This window comes from Agromyces mangrovi (assembly GCF_030296695.1).
Lineage (GTDB): Bacteria > Actinomycetota > Actinomycetes > Actinomycetales > Microbacteriaceae > Agromyces > Agromyces mangrovi.
Genome location: NZ_AP027737.1, coordinates 1,974,909 through 1,991,849, shown reverse-complemented (window position 1 = coordinate 1,991,849; position 16,941 = coordinate 1,974,909). Strand labels below are relative to the sequence as shown.

Sequence of the window (16,941 nt, the reverse complement as noted above, 5' to 3'; positions counted from 1 at the left end):
TCAGCGACGCGCTCAGCCGTCGACCTCGATCCGCAGGACGCGGTCGTCGCCGTCGCGGGGCGAGCCGCGGCCGTCGGTGTTGTTGGTCAGCACCCAGAGCGAACCGTCGGGCGCGGCGACCGCGTCGCGGAGTCGCCCGTACTCGCCCGCGAACAGGTCCTCGTGCTGCGTCGGGTCGGCGACCGGCACGGCGCGCAGCACCTGCCCGCGGAGGTTCGCGAGGTAGAGCGTGTCGCCGACGCGCGCCATGCCGCTCGGGCTCGCCTCGTCGGGGTTCCACTGCTGCACCGGATCGATGAACCCGTCGCCGCCACCCGTTCCCTCGACGTCGGGCCAGCCGTAGTTGCCGCCGGGCTCGATCACGTTCAGCTCGTCCCACGTGTCCTGCCCGAACTCCGACGCGAACATCGTGCCCTCGTCGGCCCACGCGATGCCCTGCACGTTGCGGTGCCCGTAGCTGTAGACGAGCGACCCGTCGAACGGATTGTCGGCCGGCACGTCACCGCCGGGGGTCATCCGGAGGATCTTTCCCGCCAGCGACCCGAGGTCCTGCGACGCCGGCCGGTCGCCCGCGTCACCTGTGGTGGCATAGAGCATGCCATCGGGCCCGAACGCGAGGCGGCCGCCGTCGTGGAAGCTCGCCGCCGGGATGCCGTCGAGGATCGTCTCGGGCGACCCGAGCGCCAGCCCACCGGGGTCGCCGCGCAGCACGAACCGCTGGATGCGGTTGCCGGCCGCCCCGGTCGAGTACACGTAGAGGCGGTCGCCCTCGTCGACGGCCAGACCCAGCAGGCCCGCCTCCGAGTCGGTTCGGATGCCCGCGATCACGCCGACCTCGCGCGCCTCGCCCGTCTCGGAGAGCTCGAGGATGCGCCCGGTGTCGCGCTCGCTCACGAGCGGCGTGCCGTCGGCGAGGAACGCGACCGACCACGGTGCGGCGAGCCCCGTCGCCAGGTCGACGGGCTCGCCGACGGCGGGCGCCGGTGCGGGAGCGGGGCCGCCGTCGGTCGCGGTCGGCGCTGCGGGCTCGGGCGGGGCTGCTGCGGAGCATCCGATCAGTGCACCTGCCACCGACCCCGCGACGAGCACGGTCAGGGCGAAGCGGATGCCTCGCGCAGCCGCACCTCTCATCGGTTCCATGCACCCATCCTGCGTCGGACCCGGGCCCCGTGTCAGGCCTCGGGGATCTCGCGCCCGAACGTCTCGAGTGTGATGACCTCGGGCGCGGGTCCGCGACGCTCGCCCGTGTCGAGCGCGTCGATCGCCGCGAGCTCCTCGCCTGCGAGCACGAATTCGAAGACGTCGAAGTTCTCCCGGATGCGCTCCTGGCGCACCGACTTGGGGATCGCCGAGCGACCCTGCTGCAGGTGCCAGCGCAGCATGACCTGCGCGCGCGTCTTGCCGTGCGCGTCGGCGATGCCGCCGAGCACGGGGTCGTCGAACGCGCTCGCGCCGCCCTCCCGGTACGCGGTGATGCCGCCGATGGGCGACCACGCCTGCGTGATCGTGCCGGCCGCGGCATCCGATGCCTGCACCTCCCGCTGCTGGAAGTACGGGTGCACCTCGACCTGGTTCACCGCGGGCACGATCGAGGTCTCCGCCAGGAGGCGCGCGAAGTGGTCGGGCATGAAGTTGCTGACGCCGATCGCCCGGACCCGCCCGTCGGCGAGCAGCTGCTCGAGCGCGCGGTAGGCGCCGACGGTGAGGTCGAACCGCGACGGCAGCGCCTGGTGCAGGATGAACAGGTCGAGCGTGTCCACGCCGAGCTTGCCGGCGCTCTTGTCGAACGCGTGCAGCGTCTCGTCGTAGCCGAAGTCGCTGATCCAGACCTTCGTCTCGATGAACACGTCGTCGCGCGGCACGCCCGACCGGCGGAGGCCCTCGCCGACCTCGCGCTCGTTGGCGTACGCCGCCGCCGTGTCGATGTGGCGATAGCCGGTCTCGAGCGCCGTGCGCACGGCTTCGATCGTCTCGTCGGGCGGCGTCTGGAAGACGCCGAAGCCGAGGGCCGGCATCACGACGCCGTTGTTGAGGGTGAGGTGCATGGTCATGCCTCCACGCTGGTCGGGTGGGCAGCGGCGAGGAGGCCCTGTCATTACCCCGATCGGATGCCGCTGCGGAACGCCGCGCGGGCTCAGTCGCGATGCCCGGGCACGTAGTCGACGGGCGCGCCTTTGGGCACGGCATCCCCTTCGAGGGAGGCGCGGTACTCGCCCGCGATGCGGGCGAACACCTTGTAGAGCACCCAACTGTGCACCTCGCCGTAGTTGTACGGGGTGTTCTCATCGGGGTTGACCGTGAGGTTGTACACGTGAGGCGTTGCGAGCTGCTCGATGGGTGCGGCGCCGTTCGCGACGCGATGGGTGAGGACCTTGAAGTTCCGCCACCGCATGCCCACCTGCAGCTCGTCGAAGAACATCAGGAAATGCTCGCGGTTCGAGTGATCCGTCTCACCGCGCAGGAAGCCGGCCTGGTCGACCCCATCGAGCACCCGGTCGGCGGGCACGGAGCCAGGCTCGCCCAGCAATGAGAAGAGCGTGGGAAACCAGTCGACGACGTGGAACATCTCATCGGTGCGGCCGTCGCGGATGCGCCCGGGCCACTGCATGAGGCAGACCGTGCGATTGTTCCCCTCGTACGTGGAGAAGTAGCCGCCACGCCAGTTCCCCTCGGAGCCTTGGTTGTTCGGGGCGTGGAAGGTGGTGTCCCTGCCGTTGTCGCCGGCGAAGATCACGATCGTGTCCTCCCGGATGCCGAGCTCGTCGAGATAGCCGAGGAGCGTGCCGAAGTCCGCGTCGAGCATCTGGATGCAGTCGGCGACCTCGCCACCGTCCGACGAGTCGATGAACTCGTCACGGGCGAGCGTGGGGAAGTGCACGGTCGAGTGGTTGAAGTAGAGGAAGAACGGTTCATCCGCGTCGCGAGCCTCGGTCATCCACGTCCGCGCCCGTTCGAGGAAGTCGAGGTCGATGTCGCGACGGACCTCACGATCGAGCACCTTGACGTGCGTGAGATCCCCGGATGCCTGCGACTCGACCACGTACGAAGGCTCGAGCCCCGACGCCTTGAAGAACTTGTCGTCGGGCCACATCGCCTCGTCCCAGGTGCCCTCGATGCCGTACCAGTAGTCGAAGCCGTGGTCGGTCGGGTACCGCCCGGGCTCCGCACCGCAGTGCCACTTGCCGAGGATGGCATTGCGGTAGCCGAGTGCCTTCAGCGGCTCGGCAAGCGTCACCTCCCACGCCACGAGCCCGCTGCCGGGAAGCGCGGATGTGCATCCCGTGCGCGTGGAGTGCCGCGCCGTCATGAGGGCGGACCGCGTCGGGGTGCACTGGGCTTCGACGTTGTAGTTCGTGAACTGCAACCCGCCGCCGGCGAACCGGTCGATGTTCGGGGTCGTCGCACCGATCGTGATGCCGCCCCCGTAGCAGCCGAAGTCCCCGGTGCTGACGTTGTCGACGTGAACGAAGAGGATGTTCGGACGATCGGCCATGAGCGCGCACTCCATTCGTTGCGGATTGGGCGTCTCTCGCTACGGTATCCATATCGTCGTCGATCCGGGAGGTCTCGCATGGATGTCATCTCCGCGTTGTTCAACATCGTCCTGATGGTGTTCATCGTCACCACGATGCTGACCGCCGGGTTCAACACGACGCTCACCCAGCTGCGCACGGTGCTCTCGCAGATCTGGCTGGTCGTCCTCGTGCTCGCGGTCGGCTTCCTCATCCGGCCTCTGCTCGGCTGGGGAGCCGCGGAGGTGTTCGGGCTGGCGATCCCCGCCTACATCGCGATGGTGCTGGTGTGGTGCTGCCCCGGTGCACCGTTCGGCGCCAAGCTGGTGATGACCGCGAGGGCGGACTTACAGAGCGGAGCCGTGCTTCAGGTGCTCATGGCCGCCCTCGGATCGCTCACCTTCGCCCCGACCGCGAACCTCATCATCGGCGCGGCCGGCCTGGGCGACGATGTGACGCTCCCCGTAGGGGAGCTCATCCTGACCGTCGCGGTGCTGCAGCTCCTGCCGTTCGTGATCGGCGTGCTCGTGCGCCACTGGACCCCCGACCGGGCGAGCGAGTGGGTCGCATCCACCGCCAAGATCTCGAACCTCACCTTCCTGCTCGTGCTCTCAGGCGCGCTGCTGGGAAGCTGGCAATCCGTCATCGATCTGCTCGGATCGTTCGTGATCCTCGCCGCCGCACTCACGTCCGTCGTCGTCATCGCCATCGGGTACGCCGTCTCCGTCGGCAAAACACGGACCAGGTGGGCCACCGCGCTCATCCAGCCGTGCTCGAACTCCGGGCCGGCATTCGCCGCTGTCGCCATCGCGTTCGACAACGACCCCGCCATCCTGGGCGCACTCACCGGCATCCTGCTGTTGCAGATCGTCGTGGGCCTTCCGACTGCCTCGTTCGTCGGCCGGAAGGCTGCGCCGACGGCGGCCTAGGCTGCCGAGCGGGCGTCCACCCATCGCAGCGCATCTTCATGAGCTGCGCGGAGGGTCTCGCCGAGCCACGCGGTGCCCCGATAGACACCGTCCTCACCGACGATCGCAGTGACACCACCCTCTCTGAGCTGAGAGACCACCTGATCGCTGCCCGCCACCAGGCGCAGCGCGCTGCCGCGGGCGTCGAGTTCACCGGCGTAGCGGCGAAGCACCTCGACGAGCGAGATGCCCAACTGGTCCACTCCGCGAAGGCGCAACACCACCACGGATCCGCGCGAATCCGGGGTCACGCGCGGCAGGCGCGACTCGAACACCGGTGCGCTCGCGAAGAACAGACTGCCGTACGGCTGGAGCATGACCACCTCTCGAGCGGGAACCTCGTCGAGTGGATCCAGCTCTCGCATCCGACCGCCTGCTTCGATCACGATCCGACGCACCCTGATCCTGTTGGACTGCTGCACGACGAAGAGCACGATGCCCAGGCCGACCCCGACGAGCACCGCGAACTGCAATGGGATCAGCAGCGTCAGTCCGAACGTCACGATCATCACCGTGGTCTGCAGCACTCCGATGCGGACGACGGAGTGGATGCTCGCCGGCTTCACCGCGCCGATCCCGACCACGATGAGCAGCGCGGCGAGTGAGGGCATCGCCACGTAGGCGACGAGGCCCGAGGCGAAGAGGATCACCGCCGCCATCACGCCACTGGCGAATACGAGCGCGAGACGTGTCCGGGCACCGGCGGCGGAGACGAGGGCGGAGGCGGACATCGATCCCCCGACGGGCATGCCGCGGAAGAGGCCCGCAACGATGTTGCCGATGCCCTGTCCGATGAAGTCACGGGATGGGTCGGCAGGCCGACCGTCGGGGTTCGGGACGCCGGCGGAGACCGCCGCGCCCTGGATCAGGCCGACGAACGCGAGAGAGATGGCGGGAACCGCGAGGAAGGCGATGTCCTCGAGCGACGGCAGGGCGGGCGCCGGGAGGCCGTCGGGCACGTCCGCGATGCTGCTGATCGTCGCGACCGACCACCCGAGCAGCTCGGTGCTCGCCCACGCGAGTACCGAGCCGACGACGACCGCGACCACCAGACCGAACGACGCCAGGCGGGTGCGGGTGAGCCACACGATGAGACCGATGGTGACGATGCCGACGACCGTCGTCGGGAGATCGACCTGCCACACGTGCACGACCAGGTCGAGCGCACGGGTGACCCGGTTGGCGGCATCGCTCTCGTATCCGGTGAGATTCGACAGTTGCCCGAGCACGATGTTGACGCCCACGGCAGTGACGAATCCCGTCATGACGGAGGTGGGAACGAAGCGCAGCAGCCGACCTGCCTTCAGCACCCCGGCAAGGATCATGACGACACCGGCGAGCATCGCGAGGGTGAACAGCGCACGGTCGGGGTCAGGACGTGCAGCGAGTTCGGTGTCGGCGACGACGAGCGCCATGGCGCCGGTCGCCTGCACCGCCATGAAGGCGCTGCTCGTGAAGAACGCCGCCCCGAGCATCCCGAACAGATAGCCGTAGAGCCCGGCCACCGGGTTCACCCCGGCGAGAAGCCCGCTCGCGAGCCCATCGGGCACGCTCTCGACTCCCAGCACGACGCCGGCGACAGCGTCCTTCCCGAGGGTCTCGCGTCGAAAGAGCCGTCGGAACCGACCCCACGGCGAACTCTGCCGCCGAGAGGGTTGGGGGTCTTCCGTCACGGGTGCTGCCTCCGCTGCGCGTGCCACTCGGGGGTCCCCCGAGGTCAATCCTCGGCCATCCTTCCCGATCGGAGCGGGGCGCGCCAGACTCCGAGAGGTGGCCGGCCCGCCCGCCGCGCACCTCGCGACGGCCTCAGCGCGTCGGACGCTCCTCCGCCGCCCCCGCATCGTCGGGGCGCCGGAGCGCGGCGAGCACGAAGCGCACCAGCCGTCGGGCCGAACGCTCGGCAGACTCCCCGTCGTCGATCGCGCGGCGCTCGACGTCGAGGCAGGCGAGCAGGTACGCCAGCGACTCGGCCGCGTCGCTGCGGAACTCACCGCCGCTCGCCCCCGCTTCGAGCAGGTACTCGAAACGGTCCGCGAGCGGCTTCAGGTGCTCCATCATCAGCGCCTTCGACTCGGCGCTGATCGTCGCTTCGCTGGCGGCGGAGACCTGCGGTCGTGTCGAGAGCTCGGTCAGCACCTCGAAGAGCAGGCGCTCGAGCTCCCGGCCCGGCGTCGCCGACCGCCTCTCGAAGCCGAGATCCACCTGCGCGAGGAATCTGCGCATCTCGCGCTCGCCCCACATCCGGATCAGGTCGTCTCGGTTCTCCACGTACGTGTAGATCGACGATCGGCTGATTCCCGCGGCGCCCGCCGCCGAACCGAGCGAGATGGCGTCGATGCCGCGATCCGCGGCGATGACGCCGCAGGCATCGAGCAGCCGACCGACGACCGCCGCCCGATGCTCCGGAACGGTCGCCTCCGCGATCCGCGGGCTCATTCGACCGGGCGGGCGGCGACGCTGCGACGCCGGGCACGAAGGGCCGTCGCCGCCCCCGAGCACAGCACGATGATGGCCAGCGCGTTCAGTCCGTGCACTGCGCCGAGCAGCGCGGAGTCGAGTCGCTGGAGCACCGGCTGCAGCAGCAGCAGCCCGAAGGCCGCGAGCACGACCAGGGAGAGCCGGATGCCGGGCCGGGCCGCGATCAGAGCGAGCACCACGACCACCGCCACGATCTCGGTGGCATACCCGATCAGGTGGTGCGCTGCGAAGCCTTCCTCGACCGGCACCCCCTGCATCAGGGAGAACGCACCGTACGCAGCGCTGGTCACCTGGCCCACGGCGCCGACGGCGACGAGCAGCAGCGAGACTTCGAGCACGCGGGTGAAGAACGATCGGGCAGGAGTGGTGGGAGCGGTGCGTCCCGCAACAGCGGTGGTCATGGGAACTATTTTCCCAACACAGTGTCGATAAAACAAATCGGGCTGCGCCGGCCATCACGAGCGCTCGCGTCGTCGCAGTCGGCACGAGCCGCACGCGCCTCCCGTCGCTGTCGTCGCGCCGACGTTCGAGGTGCCCGGCGGACACGAGCCGGTCGACGATCTCCGTCGCCGATGATCGCGTCGCCCGAGCCGTGCGCTGAGCTCCGCCGGCCCTGCCAGTGAGGGGCGAGTGTTCTCTCCGGCATCCATGCAGCAAACCTGGCAACGGTGCGGCGCGGGCTGACCGATCGCCCGCGCGCTCGAGGGCCGTCTCTCGGCCTGAGGGCGGAAGCCACGGCACTCAGGCGAAGGAATCGCCCGCAGACGGACTGCCCGAAGCACAGGCACCTGGAAGCGACGAAACCCCCGGATGACCCGGGGGTTTCAGTGAGCGGAGACGGCGGGATTTGAACCCGCGGTCCCCTTACGGGGACTCCACCTTAGCAGGGTGGTGCACTCGACCGGACTATGCGACGTCTCCTCGTGCAGGCGCTCGCGCGGATGCACGCCAGCCATCATAACCGCACATGCCCCCGGGCGACGATTCGTGCCGCGTCCACCCACCCGAGTCGGGAGAAGGCGAGGCAGAAGCAGGGCGAGCGGATGCTACTGGTCGGCGAGCGTACGGCCCGCGGAGCAGCGGGTGTCGGCCGCCGTCTGGCCGTAGACGTCGCTGGGCAGCGCCTCGGCGGTCGGCTCCGGCGCAGCGGTCGCGGTCTCGCCACCGGCATCCGCCGTCTCGGTCGGTTCGGTGGTCTCGGCCGGCTCCTCGGTGGGCTCCGCGCTCGGCGAGGGCGATGCCGTCTCGTCCTTCTGCGAGGCGAAGCTGGCGTCGGCCTGCTCGGTGTCGAACACGACGGGCGTGTCGTTCTGGAGCGCGAGGTTCACGACCTCGGCCGACGCGGTCGGCACGACCGCACCGCCGTTGGCGGTGTACCCGGTCGGGTACTGGATGAACGCGAGTTGCGCGAGGTCGATGTTCTTCATCGCCGCGGCGATCGAGACCATGCGCACCGGGTCGGTGAGGCTGTCGGACATCTGCATGTTCGCCAGCGCCGCCTTGGCGATGCTGAACAGCTTCACGGGGTCGCTGAACGTGCCGTCGCTCTGCAGCGTGCGGGCGAGCGCAGAGAGGAACACCTGCTGGTTCGAGATGCGGCCGAGGTCGCTGCCGTCGCCGACGCCGTGACGGGTGCGGAGGAACTGGAGAGCGTCGATGCCCTTGAGCGTGTGCATGCCGGCGTCGAGGAAGACGCCCGTGTAGAGGTCCTCGATCGGCTCGGCCACGCAGACCTCCACGCCGCCGACCGCCTCGGAGAGCCCGGCGACGCCGAGGAACTGCACCACGCCGGCGAACGGGATCGTGACGCCCGTGAGATTCTCGACGGTGCTCACGACGCACGCCATGCCGCCGTAGCCGAGCGCGGTGTTGATCTTGACGTCGTACTGGTCCCAGAGTTCCTGACCGGTCTCGGGGTCCGTGCAGTCGACCAGGTCGACGAGCATGTCGCGCGGGAAGCTGATGACCGAGGCGTGCGTGTGGTCCTCGGCGATGTGGAGGAGCATCGTCACGTCGTTCAGGACCGCGGTCTCCTGGTTCGGGTCGCCGAATCCGGTGCCCTGGCCCTGACGGCTGTCGCTGCCGACGAGGAGGAAGTTCACGCCGCCGTCGATGGCGCCCACGTCGGGCACGCCCTCGAGCACCTCCTCGTTGCCGAGGGTGACCGACGGCTGCACCGTGTCGGCGAGGTCCCAGGCCGCATATGCCGCGACCGACACGCCACTGACCATGAGCACGGCCGCGACCGACGCGGTCACCTTGAGCAGCGTGCGCCAGGCGCTCGACTTCTTGAGTCGGCCGTGCCGAGCGACGGTGGGGTGCTTCGCAGCTCGACGCGAGCTGTGACTGATCTCCTCGTTCACTCGGCTCCTTCCCGGTCTCCTGGTCGTGTCGTTCTCGTTCGTATCGGCGGAGGGCGTGGGATTCGAACCCACGAGGCATTGCTGCCCACTGGTTTTCAAGACCAGCTCCATCGGCCGCTCGGACAGCCCTCCCGGCCGGGCACGCTGACGCGGCCGCACTCGGCGGCGTCGTCGCTCCCGAACGGCCCGATTCTACTCGAACGCAGGTTGCGAGCCTGTCAACCCGTTCTGGGAGACCCCTGAACCGGCAGGGCGTCGAGCGCGGCGACCACGCCGTCGTGGTCGATGTCGTCCGTGACCTCGGTCGCGGCCGCCTTCACCTCGTCGGGCGCCTGGCCCATGGCCACCGCGCGCCCCGCGCGACCCGCCCATTCGAGCATCTCGATGTCGTTGCGCCCGTCGCCGACGGCGAGCACGCGGTCGGCCGGGAAGTCGAGCCACTCGCGCACGCGCTCGAGCGCGGTGGCCTTGTTCACGCCCTCGGGGGCGATGTCGAGCCAGGCGGTCCAGCCGATGGCGTAGCTCACCTGGTGCAGGCCCATCTGCTCGACGATCGCGAGGAAGTCGTCGAGTTCGTGCCCGGGCGAGATGACGACCACGCGCGTCGCGGGCGTGTGCAGCAGGTCGTCGAAGTCGACCTCACGGGCATCCTCGAGATCCCAGTCGTCCATGCCCGACGTGTAGAGGCGGAAGCCGGTCGGGTCCTCGACCATGAAGCTGCCCTCGGGCAGGTACTCGCGGATGCGGCGCAGCACGTCGGCCGGATCGAACGTCTCGACGTGCTCGCGCCGATAGCCGCCGTCGCGCTCGCCGTCGGGCCCGTCGTCGCGTCGGAGGACGAGCGCACCGTTCGCGCACACGACGTACTCGGGCTCGATGCCGAGCCGCTCGAGGATCGGCAGGGTGTGCTTCCACGAGCGACCGGTCGAGAGGGTCACGAAGTGCCCCGCGTCGCGGGCACGCTGCACGGACTCGATCACCTTCAGGTCGAGCGTGCCGTCCTCGTGCAGCACGGTGCCGTCGACGTCGAGCGCGACGAACCAGGGCGATGTCATCCGCTCGCCCCTACCGCGCAACCGGCGCCAGCACCTCGAGGCCGCCGACGTACGGGCGGAGCGCCTCGGGTACGACGACCGAACCGTCGGCCTGCTGGTGGGTCTCGAGGATGGCGACGATCCAGCGTGTGGTCGCGAGCGTGCCGTTGAGCGTTGCGACCGGAGCCGTCTTGCCGCTTTCGGTGCGGTGGCGGATGTCGAGCCGGCGCGCCTGGTAGGTCGTGCAGTTCGAGGTCGACGTGAGCTCGCGGTACGCGCCCTGCGTCGGCACCCACGCCTCGACGTCGAACTTGCGCGCCGCACTCGAGCCGAGGTCGCCCGCGGCCACGTCGATGACGCGGTAGCTGAGCCCGAGGTCCTGCAGCATGCCCTCCTGCCAGGCGAGCAGGCGCTCGTGTTCGGCCTCGGCCTCGGCCGGGTCGACGTACGAGAACATCTCGAGCTTGTCGAACTGGTGCACGCGGATGATGCCGCGCGTGTCCTTGCCGTGCGAGCCCGCCTCGCGGCGGTAGCAGGTCGACCAGCCGGCGTAGCGGAGCGGCCCGTCGGACAGGTCGATGATCTCGTCGGCGTGGTACCCGGCGAGCGCCACCTCGCTCGTGCCGGTCAGGTACAGGTCGTCGGCCGGGAGGTGGTACACCTCCTCGGCGTGGGCGCCGAGGAACCCGGTGCCCTGCATGATCTCGGGGCGCACGAGCGTCGGCGTGATGAGCGGCGTGAAGCCGGCGTCGATCGCGCGGGCGAGGCCCATGTTCATGATGCCGAGCTCGAGGCGGGCGCCGACGCCCTTCAGGAAGTGGAAGCGCGCGCCCGAGACCTTGGCGCCGCGGGCCATGTCGATCGCGTCGAGCAGTTCACCGATCTCGAGGTGGTCGCGCGGCTCGAAGTCGAACCTGGGCCGCTCCCCCACCTCGCGCAGCAGCACGAAGTCGTCCTCGCCGCCCGCGGGCACGCCGTCGACGACGACGTTGCCGATGGCGCCGATCGCGGCCGTGAACCGCTCCTCGGCCTCACCCGACGAGGCGTTCGCGGCCTTCACCTGCGCCGCGAGCTCCTGCGCCTGGGCGACGAGCGCAGCCTTCTCCTCCTTGGGCGCCTTCGCGACGGTCTTGCCGAACGCGTTCTGTTCGGCACGGAGCGCCTCGAACGCGGTGATCGCCGCGCGTCTGGCGGCGTCGGCCTCGAGGGCCGCGTCGACGAGGTCGGGAGACTCGCCGCGCGCCTCCTGCGAGCGCTTGACGACATCTGGGCTCTCGCGGAGCAGCACGGGGTCGATCACGCGAGCCAGTCTAACGGCGGGCCGCCGGCGGGTTCGCGGCCCCCTGGCGCGCGGTGCGCCACGGGTCACATGTCGCGCACGGCATGCCGTACCGTTGAGCCATGAGTGCGGGTGCGGCGAGCGCGGGCGGCGAACAGCGGCGCGCCGCGGTGATCTACAACCCCACCAAGAAGGGTGTCGACGCGCTGCGTCGCGACGTGGCATCCGCCATCGACGAGGCCGGCTGGGCCGAGCCCGTCTGGATCGAGACCGAGGCCGACGACCCGGGCAGGGGCATGGCCGAGGAGGCCGTCGCGAAGGGCGTCGACCTGGTGATCGCCGCGGGCGGCGACGGCACCGTGCGCGCGGTCGCCGAAGGACTGCGCGGCACGGGCGTCGAGATGGCCGCGGTGCCCCTCGGCACGGGCAACCTGCTCGCCCGCACGCTCGGCATCCCGGTCAACGACGCGAAAGGCGCCCTGAAGACGGCCCTGCACGGCGTGCCCCGCGCGATCGACGTCATCATGCTCGAGGTGACCCGGCCCGACGGCGACGTCGAGACGTTCGCCTCGCTCGTCATGGCGGGCATCGGCATCGACGCCGACATGATCGCCAAGACCAGCGACGACCTGAAGAAGCGCGTCGGCTGGCTCGCCTACGTCGAGGAGCGGTTCGCGCCCTTCCGGAGTCCGAGCCGTTCCGGGTCTACTACCGGCTCGACGACGACCACGCCCACCGCGCCCGGGTGAGCTCGGTGCTCATCGCCAACCTCGGCGACCTGCCCGGCAACGTCGAGATGATCCCCGACGCGGAGGTCGACGACGGCCGGCTCGACGTCGCCGTGCTGCAGCCGAAGGGCTTCCTCGGCTGGCTGCAGGTGTGGCGGCGGGTGACCTGGGAGAACCGCGTGCTGCGCCGCACGGCGATCGGCCGCACCGTGATCAAGATGCGCGACGACGCCGAGGGGTCCGAGCGCAGCTCGGTCATCGCGTACCTCCGCGGCCGCTCGTTCAGCCTCGACCTCGGGGACGACGCGAAGGAGCTCGAAGTCGACGGCGACGAGTTCGGGCAGGTCGTGAAGATCGTGGCGAAGACGGATGCCTCGGCGGTCGTGATCCGCGTCGACCGCGAGCACCTCGACTGACCGCTACGCCTCGGGCTCGCCGCTCAGCAGGCCGCGCAGCCAGTCGCGCGCCTCGACGTAGACCGTGTCGTCGTACTTCGAGTGGTACTCGTTCGGCTGCTTGTCGGCGCGCGGGTACGAGCCCAGGAAGATGACGTTCGGGCTGAACCGCCGCAGGCCCATGAGCGCGTCGGCGACCCGCTCGTCCTCGAGGTGGCCGTCGAGGTCGACGACGAACCGGTAGCGGCCGAGCGCGTCGCCGATGGGGCGCGACTCGAGCAGGCTCATGTTCACGCCGCGGGTCGAGAACTGCTCGAGCATCGCGAGCAGCGAGCCCGGCTCGTCGTCGGGCAGCTCGACGATGAGGCTCGTCTTGTCGGCGCCGGTGCGCGGCGGGATGGCCCGCGAACGGCTCACGAGCACGAAGCGGGTCACGGCGTTCGGGTTGTCGCCGATGCCGGTCGCGAGCACGTCGACCGGGTGGTGCGCGTCGATGCCGGGCGGTGCGACCGCGGCATCCGCCACGTCGTTCTCGAACAGGGATGCGGCCGCCTGCACGTTGCTCGAGCTCGGCACGTGCGCGTGACCTGGCAGCTCGCGCTCGAGCCAGCCGTGCGTCTGCGCGTACGCGACGGGGTGCGCGTTCACGGTGCGCACGTCGGCGAGCGCCGTGCCGGGGCGCGCGACGAGCACGAAGTTCACGGGCACCAGGTACTCGCCGACGATGCGCAGGCCCGGCACGGTCGCCAGGGCGTCCTGCGTCGCCGAGACGCCACCCTCGATCGAGTTCTCGATCGCGATCATCGCCGCCACCGACCGGCCGGACGTGACGTCGGCCAGCGCCTCGCCCACGTTGTTGACCGAGTTCCACGGGTGCCCCGCGGCATCCGGAACCTGCTTCAGCGCCGCCTCGGTGAAGGTGCCCGCCGGCCCGAGGTACGAGTAGGCGTCGGGGGCGTCGGCAGCGGCATCCGTCATGGGGGTCAGCCTAGCCAGCGGCGGTGGCCGTGCATGCGCGGCGGCGGACGCGTTCGCGGGCGGCGAAGCGGCGGGACCGGGCTAGCGTGACGGTGACGGCCGGGCCCCGCACGAGCGGGCGCGGCGGGAGAGGAGGCGCCGATGGTCGACGTCGAAGGCGCTCGAGCGGATGCCGCGCGCCGACCGCCCACGGACGACGAGCGCCGCACCGCGCTCCGGCGCATGCAGCGGATCGCGACGAGCCTGCTCGTGCTCGCGGCCGCGGTGTTCGCGGTCGCGTTCGCGCTGCAGGACGAGGTGCCGTGGCTGGGCTACGTGCGCGCCGCCGCCGAGGGGGCGATGGTGGGCGCCGTCGCCGACTGGTTCGCCGTGACCGCGTTGTTCCGGCATCCGCTCGGGCTGCGGATTCCGCACACGGCGATCATCCCGCGGCGGAAGGACGAGATCGGCCGCACCCTCGGCGACTTCGTGGAGCTGGAGTTCCTCTCCGACGATGTCGTGCTCGGGAAGGTGCGCTCGATCGACCTCGCCCGTCGGCTCGGCGAGTGGCTGCGGGAGCCGGCCAACGCGGGACGCGTCGCGGACGAGGCGGCCGTCGCCGCGCGCGGCGTGCTGACGCTGCTCGCCGACGACGACGTCGAGGACGTGATCGAGCAGCTCGCCCGGCGGCACCTGTTCGCGCCCGAGTGGGCGCCGGCCATCGGTCGGGTCGGCGCGCGCCTGGTCGCGGCCGGCCAGCAGCGGCACGCGATCGACGCGGTGCTCGAGCACGCCACCGCGTGGCTCGAGGCGCACCCCGACGCCCTCGGCACCGCCGTCTCCGACCGGCTCCCCCGCTGGCTGCCCGGGTTCGTCGACCGCCTGGTGGACGACCGCGCGCAGCGCGAGGCGCTCGGCCTGCTTCGGGCCATCCGGGACGACCGCGACCACCCGTTCCGCGCGGCCGTCGACCGCGCCCTGGCGGAGCTGGCCGACCGGCTCCAGCACGACCCGGCCATGATCGGCAGGGTCGAGGACCTGAAGCACGACCTGCTCGACAGCCCGCGCGTGCGCGAGTTCGCCGCGGAGGCGTGGGCGTCGGTGCGGGCCTCGCTCGACGCAGCGCTGACCGACCCCGCCAGCGAACTGCGCGAGGGCCTCCGCTCCGCCGTGCGCGAGGTCGGCGTGCGCCTGGCCGCCGACCCGGCGCTGCAGGCGAAGGTCGACGGCTGGGCGACCGATGCCGCTGCGTACGTCGTGCGCACCTACCGACACGAGATCGCCGGGGTCATCACCGAGACCGTCGAGCGCTGGGACCCGCGCGAGACCAGCGAGAAGCTCGAACTGCAGGTGGGGCGCGACCTCCAGTTCATCCGCATCAACGGCACCGTCGTCGGGGCACTGGCGGGGCTGGTGATCTTCACGGTGGCGACGCTGCTCCACGGCGTGGTCGGCTGAGCCTCCGGGCGGTGAGGGTAGGAGCGGGACGGATGCCCCGCAAGGGCGTGACGCCCGCGCGCCCCGGTGCAAGGATGAAGGTCATGCACGAGCGAGCGGGAACCCCGGCCCAGGCATCCGATCTCATCGACGTCGATGCCCTCATCCACGCCTACCACGAGCTGAAGCCCGACGTGTCGGTGCCCGAGCAGCGGGTGGCGTTCGGCACCTCCGGCCATCGCGGGTCGAGCCTCAAGACCGCCTTCAACGAGCACCACATCCTCGCGATCACGCAGGCGATCGTCGAGTACCGTGCCGCGCAGGGCACCACCGGTCCGCTGTTCATCGGTGCGGACACGCACGCGCTGAGCGCCCCGGCGCAGACCAGCGCGCTCGAGGTGCTCGTCGCGAACGACGTGCGCGTGCTCGTCGACGAGTTCGGCGACTACGTGCCGACCCCGGCGCTGTCGCACGCGATCCTGAAGTGGAACAACGACCCCGAACGCCGCGCGGAGGGCGAGGCCGACGGCATCGTCATCACCCCGAGCCACAATCCGCCCGCCGACGGCGGCTTCAAGTACAACCCGCCGCATGGCGGCCCTGCCGACTCGGATGCCACGAAGTGGATCGCCGACCGCGCGAACGCGATCATCGCAGACGACCTGCGCGACGTGAACATGCGCGAGGCCAGCGCGGTCGAGACCTACGACTTCCGCGGCAACTACGTCGACGACCTCGCGTCGATCATCGACGTGGACGCGATCCGCGAGTCGGGCATCCGCATCGGGGCGGACCCGCTCGGCGGAGCATCCGTGCACTACTGGGAGGCCATCGCGGAGAAGTACGGCCTCGACCTCACGGTCGTGAACCCCCGGGTCGACGCCACCTGGTCGTTCATGACGCTCGACTGGGACGGGAAGATCCGCATGGACCCGTCGAGCCCGTCGGCCATGGCCTCGGTGCTCGAGCACGCGGCGGAGTACGACATCGTCACCGGCAACGACGCCGACGCCGACCGGCACGGCATCGTCACCCCCGATGCCGGGCTCATGAACCCGAACCACTACCTCGCGGTCGCGATCGAGTACCTCTACGCGCACCGCCCCGAGTGGCGGCAGGACGCCGCCATCGGCAAGACGCTCGTGTCGAGCTCGATGATCGACCGGGTGGCATCCGCCCTCGGCCGCACCCTCTGGGAGGTGCCGGTCGGGTTCAAGTGGTTCGTGCCGGGCCTCATCGACGGGTCGGTCGCGTTCGGTGGCGAGGAGAGCGCCGGGGCGTCGTTCCTGCGGAAGGACGGCACCGTCTGGACCACCGACAAGGACGGCATCCTGCTGTGCCTGCTCGCCTCGGAGATCCGCGCGGTGACCGGCAAGAGCCCGTCGCAGCTATACGCCGAGCTGGTCGAGCGCTTCGGCGACCCCGCCTACCAGCGCGTCGACGCGCCCGCGACGCCCGCGCAGAAGGCCGCGCTCGGCAAGCTCGACGGCGACGCCATCGCGGCGACCGAGCTCGCCGGGCAGCCGATCACCGCGAAGCTCTCGAAGGCGCCGGGCAACGACGCCGCGATCGGCGGCGTCAAGGTCACGAGCGAGGACGCCTGGTTCGCCGCCCGCCCGAGCGGCACCGAGGACGTCTACAAGATCTACGCCGAGTCGTTCCGCGGGCCCGAGCACCTCGCCGAGGTGCAGGCCGAGGCCAAGCGCATCGTCGACGGCGCGCTGGGCTGACGACCGCGCGCCGCACATCCCCGTAACACGGGGGTGCGATGATGACGCATTGCATCGGAA

At 70.6% G+C, this 16,941-nt stretch carries 15 protein-coding genes and 2 tRNA genes; 5 read left to right on the top strand and 12 right to left on the bottom strand.

Annotated elements, in window-relative coordinates; genetic code table 11:
- Positions 1-12: 12 nt before the first annotated feature.
- From QUE38_RS09445 to QUE38_RS09435, 3 genes are all read right to left on the bottom strand, one after another.
- Positions 13-1,140, bottom strand: coding sequence for a PQQ-dependent sugar dehydrogenase (locus QUE38_RS09445; RefSeq protein ID WP_286307698.1), 1,128 nt, complete (start codon positions 1,138-1,140; stop codon positions 13-15).
- 32 nt (positions 1,141-1,172) lie between these two features.
- A complete protein-coding gene (locus QUE38_RS09440; RefSeq protein WP_286311744.1) occupies positions 1,173-2,045 on the bottom strand; it encodes an aldo/keto reductase in 873 nt (290 codons plus the stop codon).
- Positions 2,046-2,134: 89 nt separating this feature from the next.
- Complete coding sequence (locus QUE38_RS09435; RefSeq protein ID WP_286307695.1) at positions 2,135-3,493, bottom strand: sulfatase-like hydrolase/transferase; 1,359 nt, start codon at positions 3,491-3,493, stop codon at positions 2,135-2,137.
- 78 nt (positions 3,494-3,571) lie between these two features.
- Here QUE38_RS09435 and QUE38_RS09430 point away from each other — a divergent pair, with 78 nt between their 5' ends.
- Positions 3,572-4,441 (top strand): bile acid:sodium symporter family protein, encoded by an 870-nt coding sequence (locus QUE38_RS09430; RefSeq protein WP_286307693.1) that lies wholly within the window; start codon positions 3,572-3,574, stop codon positions 4,439-4,441.
- On the opposite strand, the gene QUE38_RS09425 is transcribed toward QUE38_RS09430, so the two are convergent.
- The 8 genes from QUE38_RS09425 to serS form a co-directional block, all read right to left on the bottom strand.
- Positions 4,438-6,153: a SulP family inorganic anion transporter gene (locus QUE38_RS09425; protein WP_286307691.1), complete on the bottom strand. Its 1,716-nt coding sequence runs from the start codon at positions 6,151-6,153 to the stop codon at positions 4,438-4,440. The genes QUE38_RS09430 and QUE38_RS09425 overlap by 4 nt on opposite strands.
- A gap of 133 nt (positions 6,154-6,286) precedes the next feature.
- Positions 6,287-6,916, bottom strand: a complete 630-nt coding sequence (locus QUE38_RS09420) for a TetR/AcrR family transcriptional regulator (protein WP_286307689.1) — start codon at positions 6,914-6,916, stop codon at positions 6,287-6,289.
- Positions 6,913-7,359, bottom strand: a complete 447-nt coding sequence (locus QUE38_RS09415) for a hypothetical protein (protein WP_286307687.1) — start codon at positions 7,357-7,359, stop codon at positions 6,913-6,915. Before QUE38_RS09415 ends, QUE38_RS09420 begins: the two co-directional genes overlap by 4 nt.
- Before the next feature lie 431 nt (positions 7,360-7,790).
- Positions 7,791-7,879, bottom strand: a tRNA-Ser gene (locus QUE38_RS09410).
- A gap of 125 nt (positions 7,880-8,004) precedes the next feature.
- Positions 8,005-9,321, bottom strand: coding sequence for an LCP family protein (locus tag QUE38_RS09405; protein WP_286307685.1), 1,317 nt, complete (start codon positions 9,319-9,321; stop codon positions 8,005-8,007).
- 47 nt (positions 9,322-9,368) lie between these two features.
- A tRNA-Ser gene (locus QUE38_RS09400) sits at positions 9,369-9,453 on the bottom strand.
- An 86-nt stretch (positions 9,454-9,539) separates the two neighbouring features.
- Positions 9,540-10,376, bottom strand: a complete 837-nt coding sequence (locus QUE38_RS09395) for an HAD family hydrolase (protein ID WP_286307684.1) — start codon at positions 10,374-10,376, stop codon at positions 9,540-9,542.
- A 10-nt stretch (positions 10,377-10,386) separates the two neighbouring features.
- Positions 10,387-11,655: a serine--tRNA ligase gene (gene serS, locus QUE38_RS09390; protein WP_286307682.1), complete on the bottom strand. Its 1,269-nt coding sequence runs from the start codon at positions 11,653-11,655 to the stop codon at positions 10,387-10,389.
- A gap of 101 nt (positions 11,656-11,756) precedes the next feature.
- On the opposite strand from serS, the gene QUE38_RS09385 reads away from it, so the two are divergent.
- Positions 11,757-12,383: a diacylglycerol/lipid kinase family protein gene (locus tag QUE38_RS09385; RefSeq protein ID WP_286307680.1), complete on the top strand. Its 627-nt coding sequence runs from the start codon at positions 11,757-11,759 to the stop codon at positions 12,381-12,383.
- A complete protein-coding gene (locus QUE38_RS09380) occupies positions 12,281-12,778 on the top strand; it encodes a diacylglycerol/lipid kinase family protein (RefSeq protein ID WP_286311742.1) in 498 nt (165 codons plus the stop codon). Before QUE38_RS09385 ends, QUE38_RS09380 begins: the two co-directional genes overlap by 103 nt.
- A gap of 3 nt (positions 12,779-12,781) precedes the next feature.
- On the opposite strand, the gene pheA is transcribed toward QUE38_RS09380, so the two are convergent.
- Positions 12,782-13,735: a prephenate dehydratase gene (gene pheA, locus QUE38_RS09375; protein ID WP_286307677.1), complete on the bottom strand. Its 954-nt coding sequence runs from the start codon at positions 13,733-13,735 to the stop codon at positions 12,782-12,784.
- Between the two features lie 141 nt (positions 13,736-13,876).
- On the opposite strand from pheA, the gene QUE38_RS09370 reads away from it, so the two are divergent.
- Both QUE38_RS09370 and pgm read left to right on the top strand, forming a co-directional pair.
- Entirely contained in the window at positions 13,877-15,172 is a 1,296-nt protein-coding gene (locus tag QUE38_RS09370; RefSeq protein ID WP_286307675.1) for a DUF445 domain-containing protein, read from the top strand.
- An 83-nt stretch (positions 15,173-15,255) separates the two neighbouring features.
- Positions 15,256-16,881, top strand: a complete 1,626-nt coding sequence (gene pgm, locus QUE38_RS09365; RefSeq protein WP_286307672.1) for a phosphoglucomutase (alpha-D-glucose-1,6-bisphosphate-dependent) — start codon at positions 15,256-15,258, stop codon at positions 16,879-16,881.
- Positions 16,882-16,941 lie beyond the last annotated feature (60 nt).

Bases quoted from the DNA above. Each gene is read 5' to 3' on its own strand.
- pheA (WP_286307677.1), bottom strand. From the start codon at position 13,735: ATGACGGATGCCGCTGCCGACGCCCCCGACGCCTACTCGTACCTCGGG.
- QUE38_RS09415 (WP_286307687.1), bottom strand. From the start codon at position 7,359: ATGACCACCGCTGTTGCGGGACGCACCGCTCCCACCACTCCTGCCCGA.
- QUE38_RS09445 (WP_286307698.1), bottom strand. From the start codon at position 1,140: ATGGAACCGATGAGAGGTGCGGCTGCGCGAGGCATCCGCTTCGCCCTG.
- QUE38_RS09385 (WP_286307680.1), top strand. From the start codon at position 11,757: ATGAGTGCGGGTGCGGCGAGCGCGGGCGGCGAACAGCGGCGCGCCGCG.
- QUE38_RS09435 (WP_286307695.1), bottom strand. From the start codon at position 3,493: ATGGCCGATCGTCCGAACATCCTCTTCGTTCACGTCGACAACGTCAGC.
- QUE38_RS09430 (WP_286307693.1), top strand. From the start codon at position 3,572: ATGGATGTCATCTCCGCGTTGTTCAACATCGTCCTGATGGTGTTCATC.
- pgm (WP_286307672.1), top strand. From the start codon at position 15,256: ATGCACGAGCGAGCGGGAACCCCGGCCCAGGCATCCGATCTCATCGAC.
- QUE38_RS09420 (WP_286307689.1), bottom strand. From the start codon at position 6,916: ATGAGCCCGCGGATCGCGGAGGCGACCGTTCCGGAGCATCGGGCGGCG.
- QUE38_RS09370 (WP_286307675.1), top strand. From the start codon at position 13,877: ATGGTCGACGTCGAAGGCGCTCGAGCGGATGCCGCGCGCCGACCGCCC.
- QUE38_RS09395 (WP_286307684.1), bottom strand. From the start codon at position 10,376: ATGACATCGCCCTGGTTCGTCGCGCTCGACGTCGACGGCACCGTGCTG.
- QUE38_RS09440 (WP_286311744.1), bottom strand. From the start codon at position 2,045: ATGCACCTCACCCTCAACAACGGCGTCGTGATGCCGGCCCTCGGCTTC.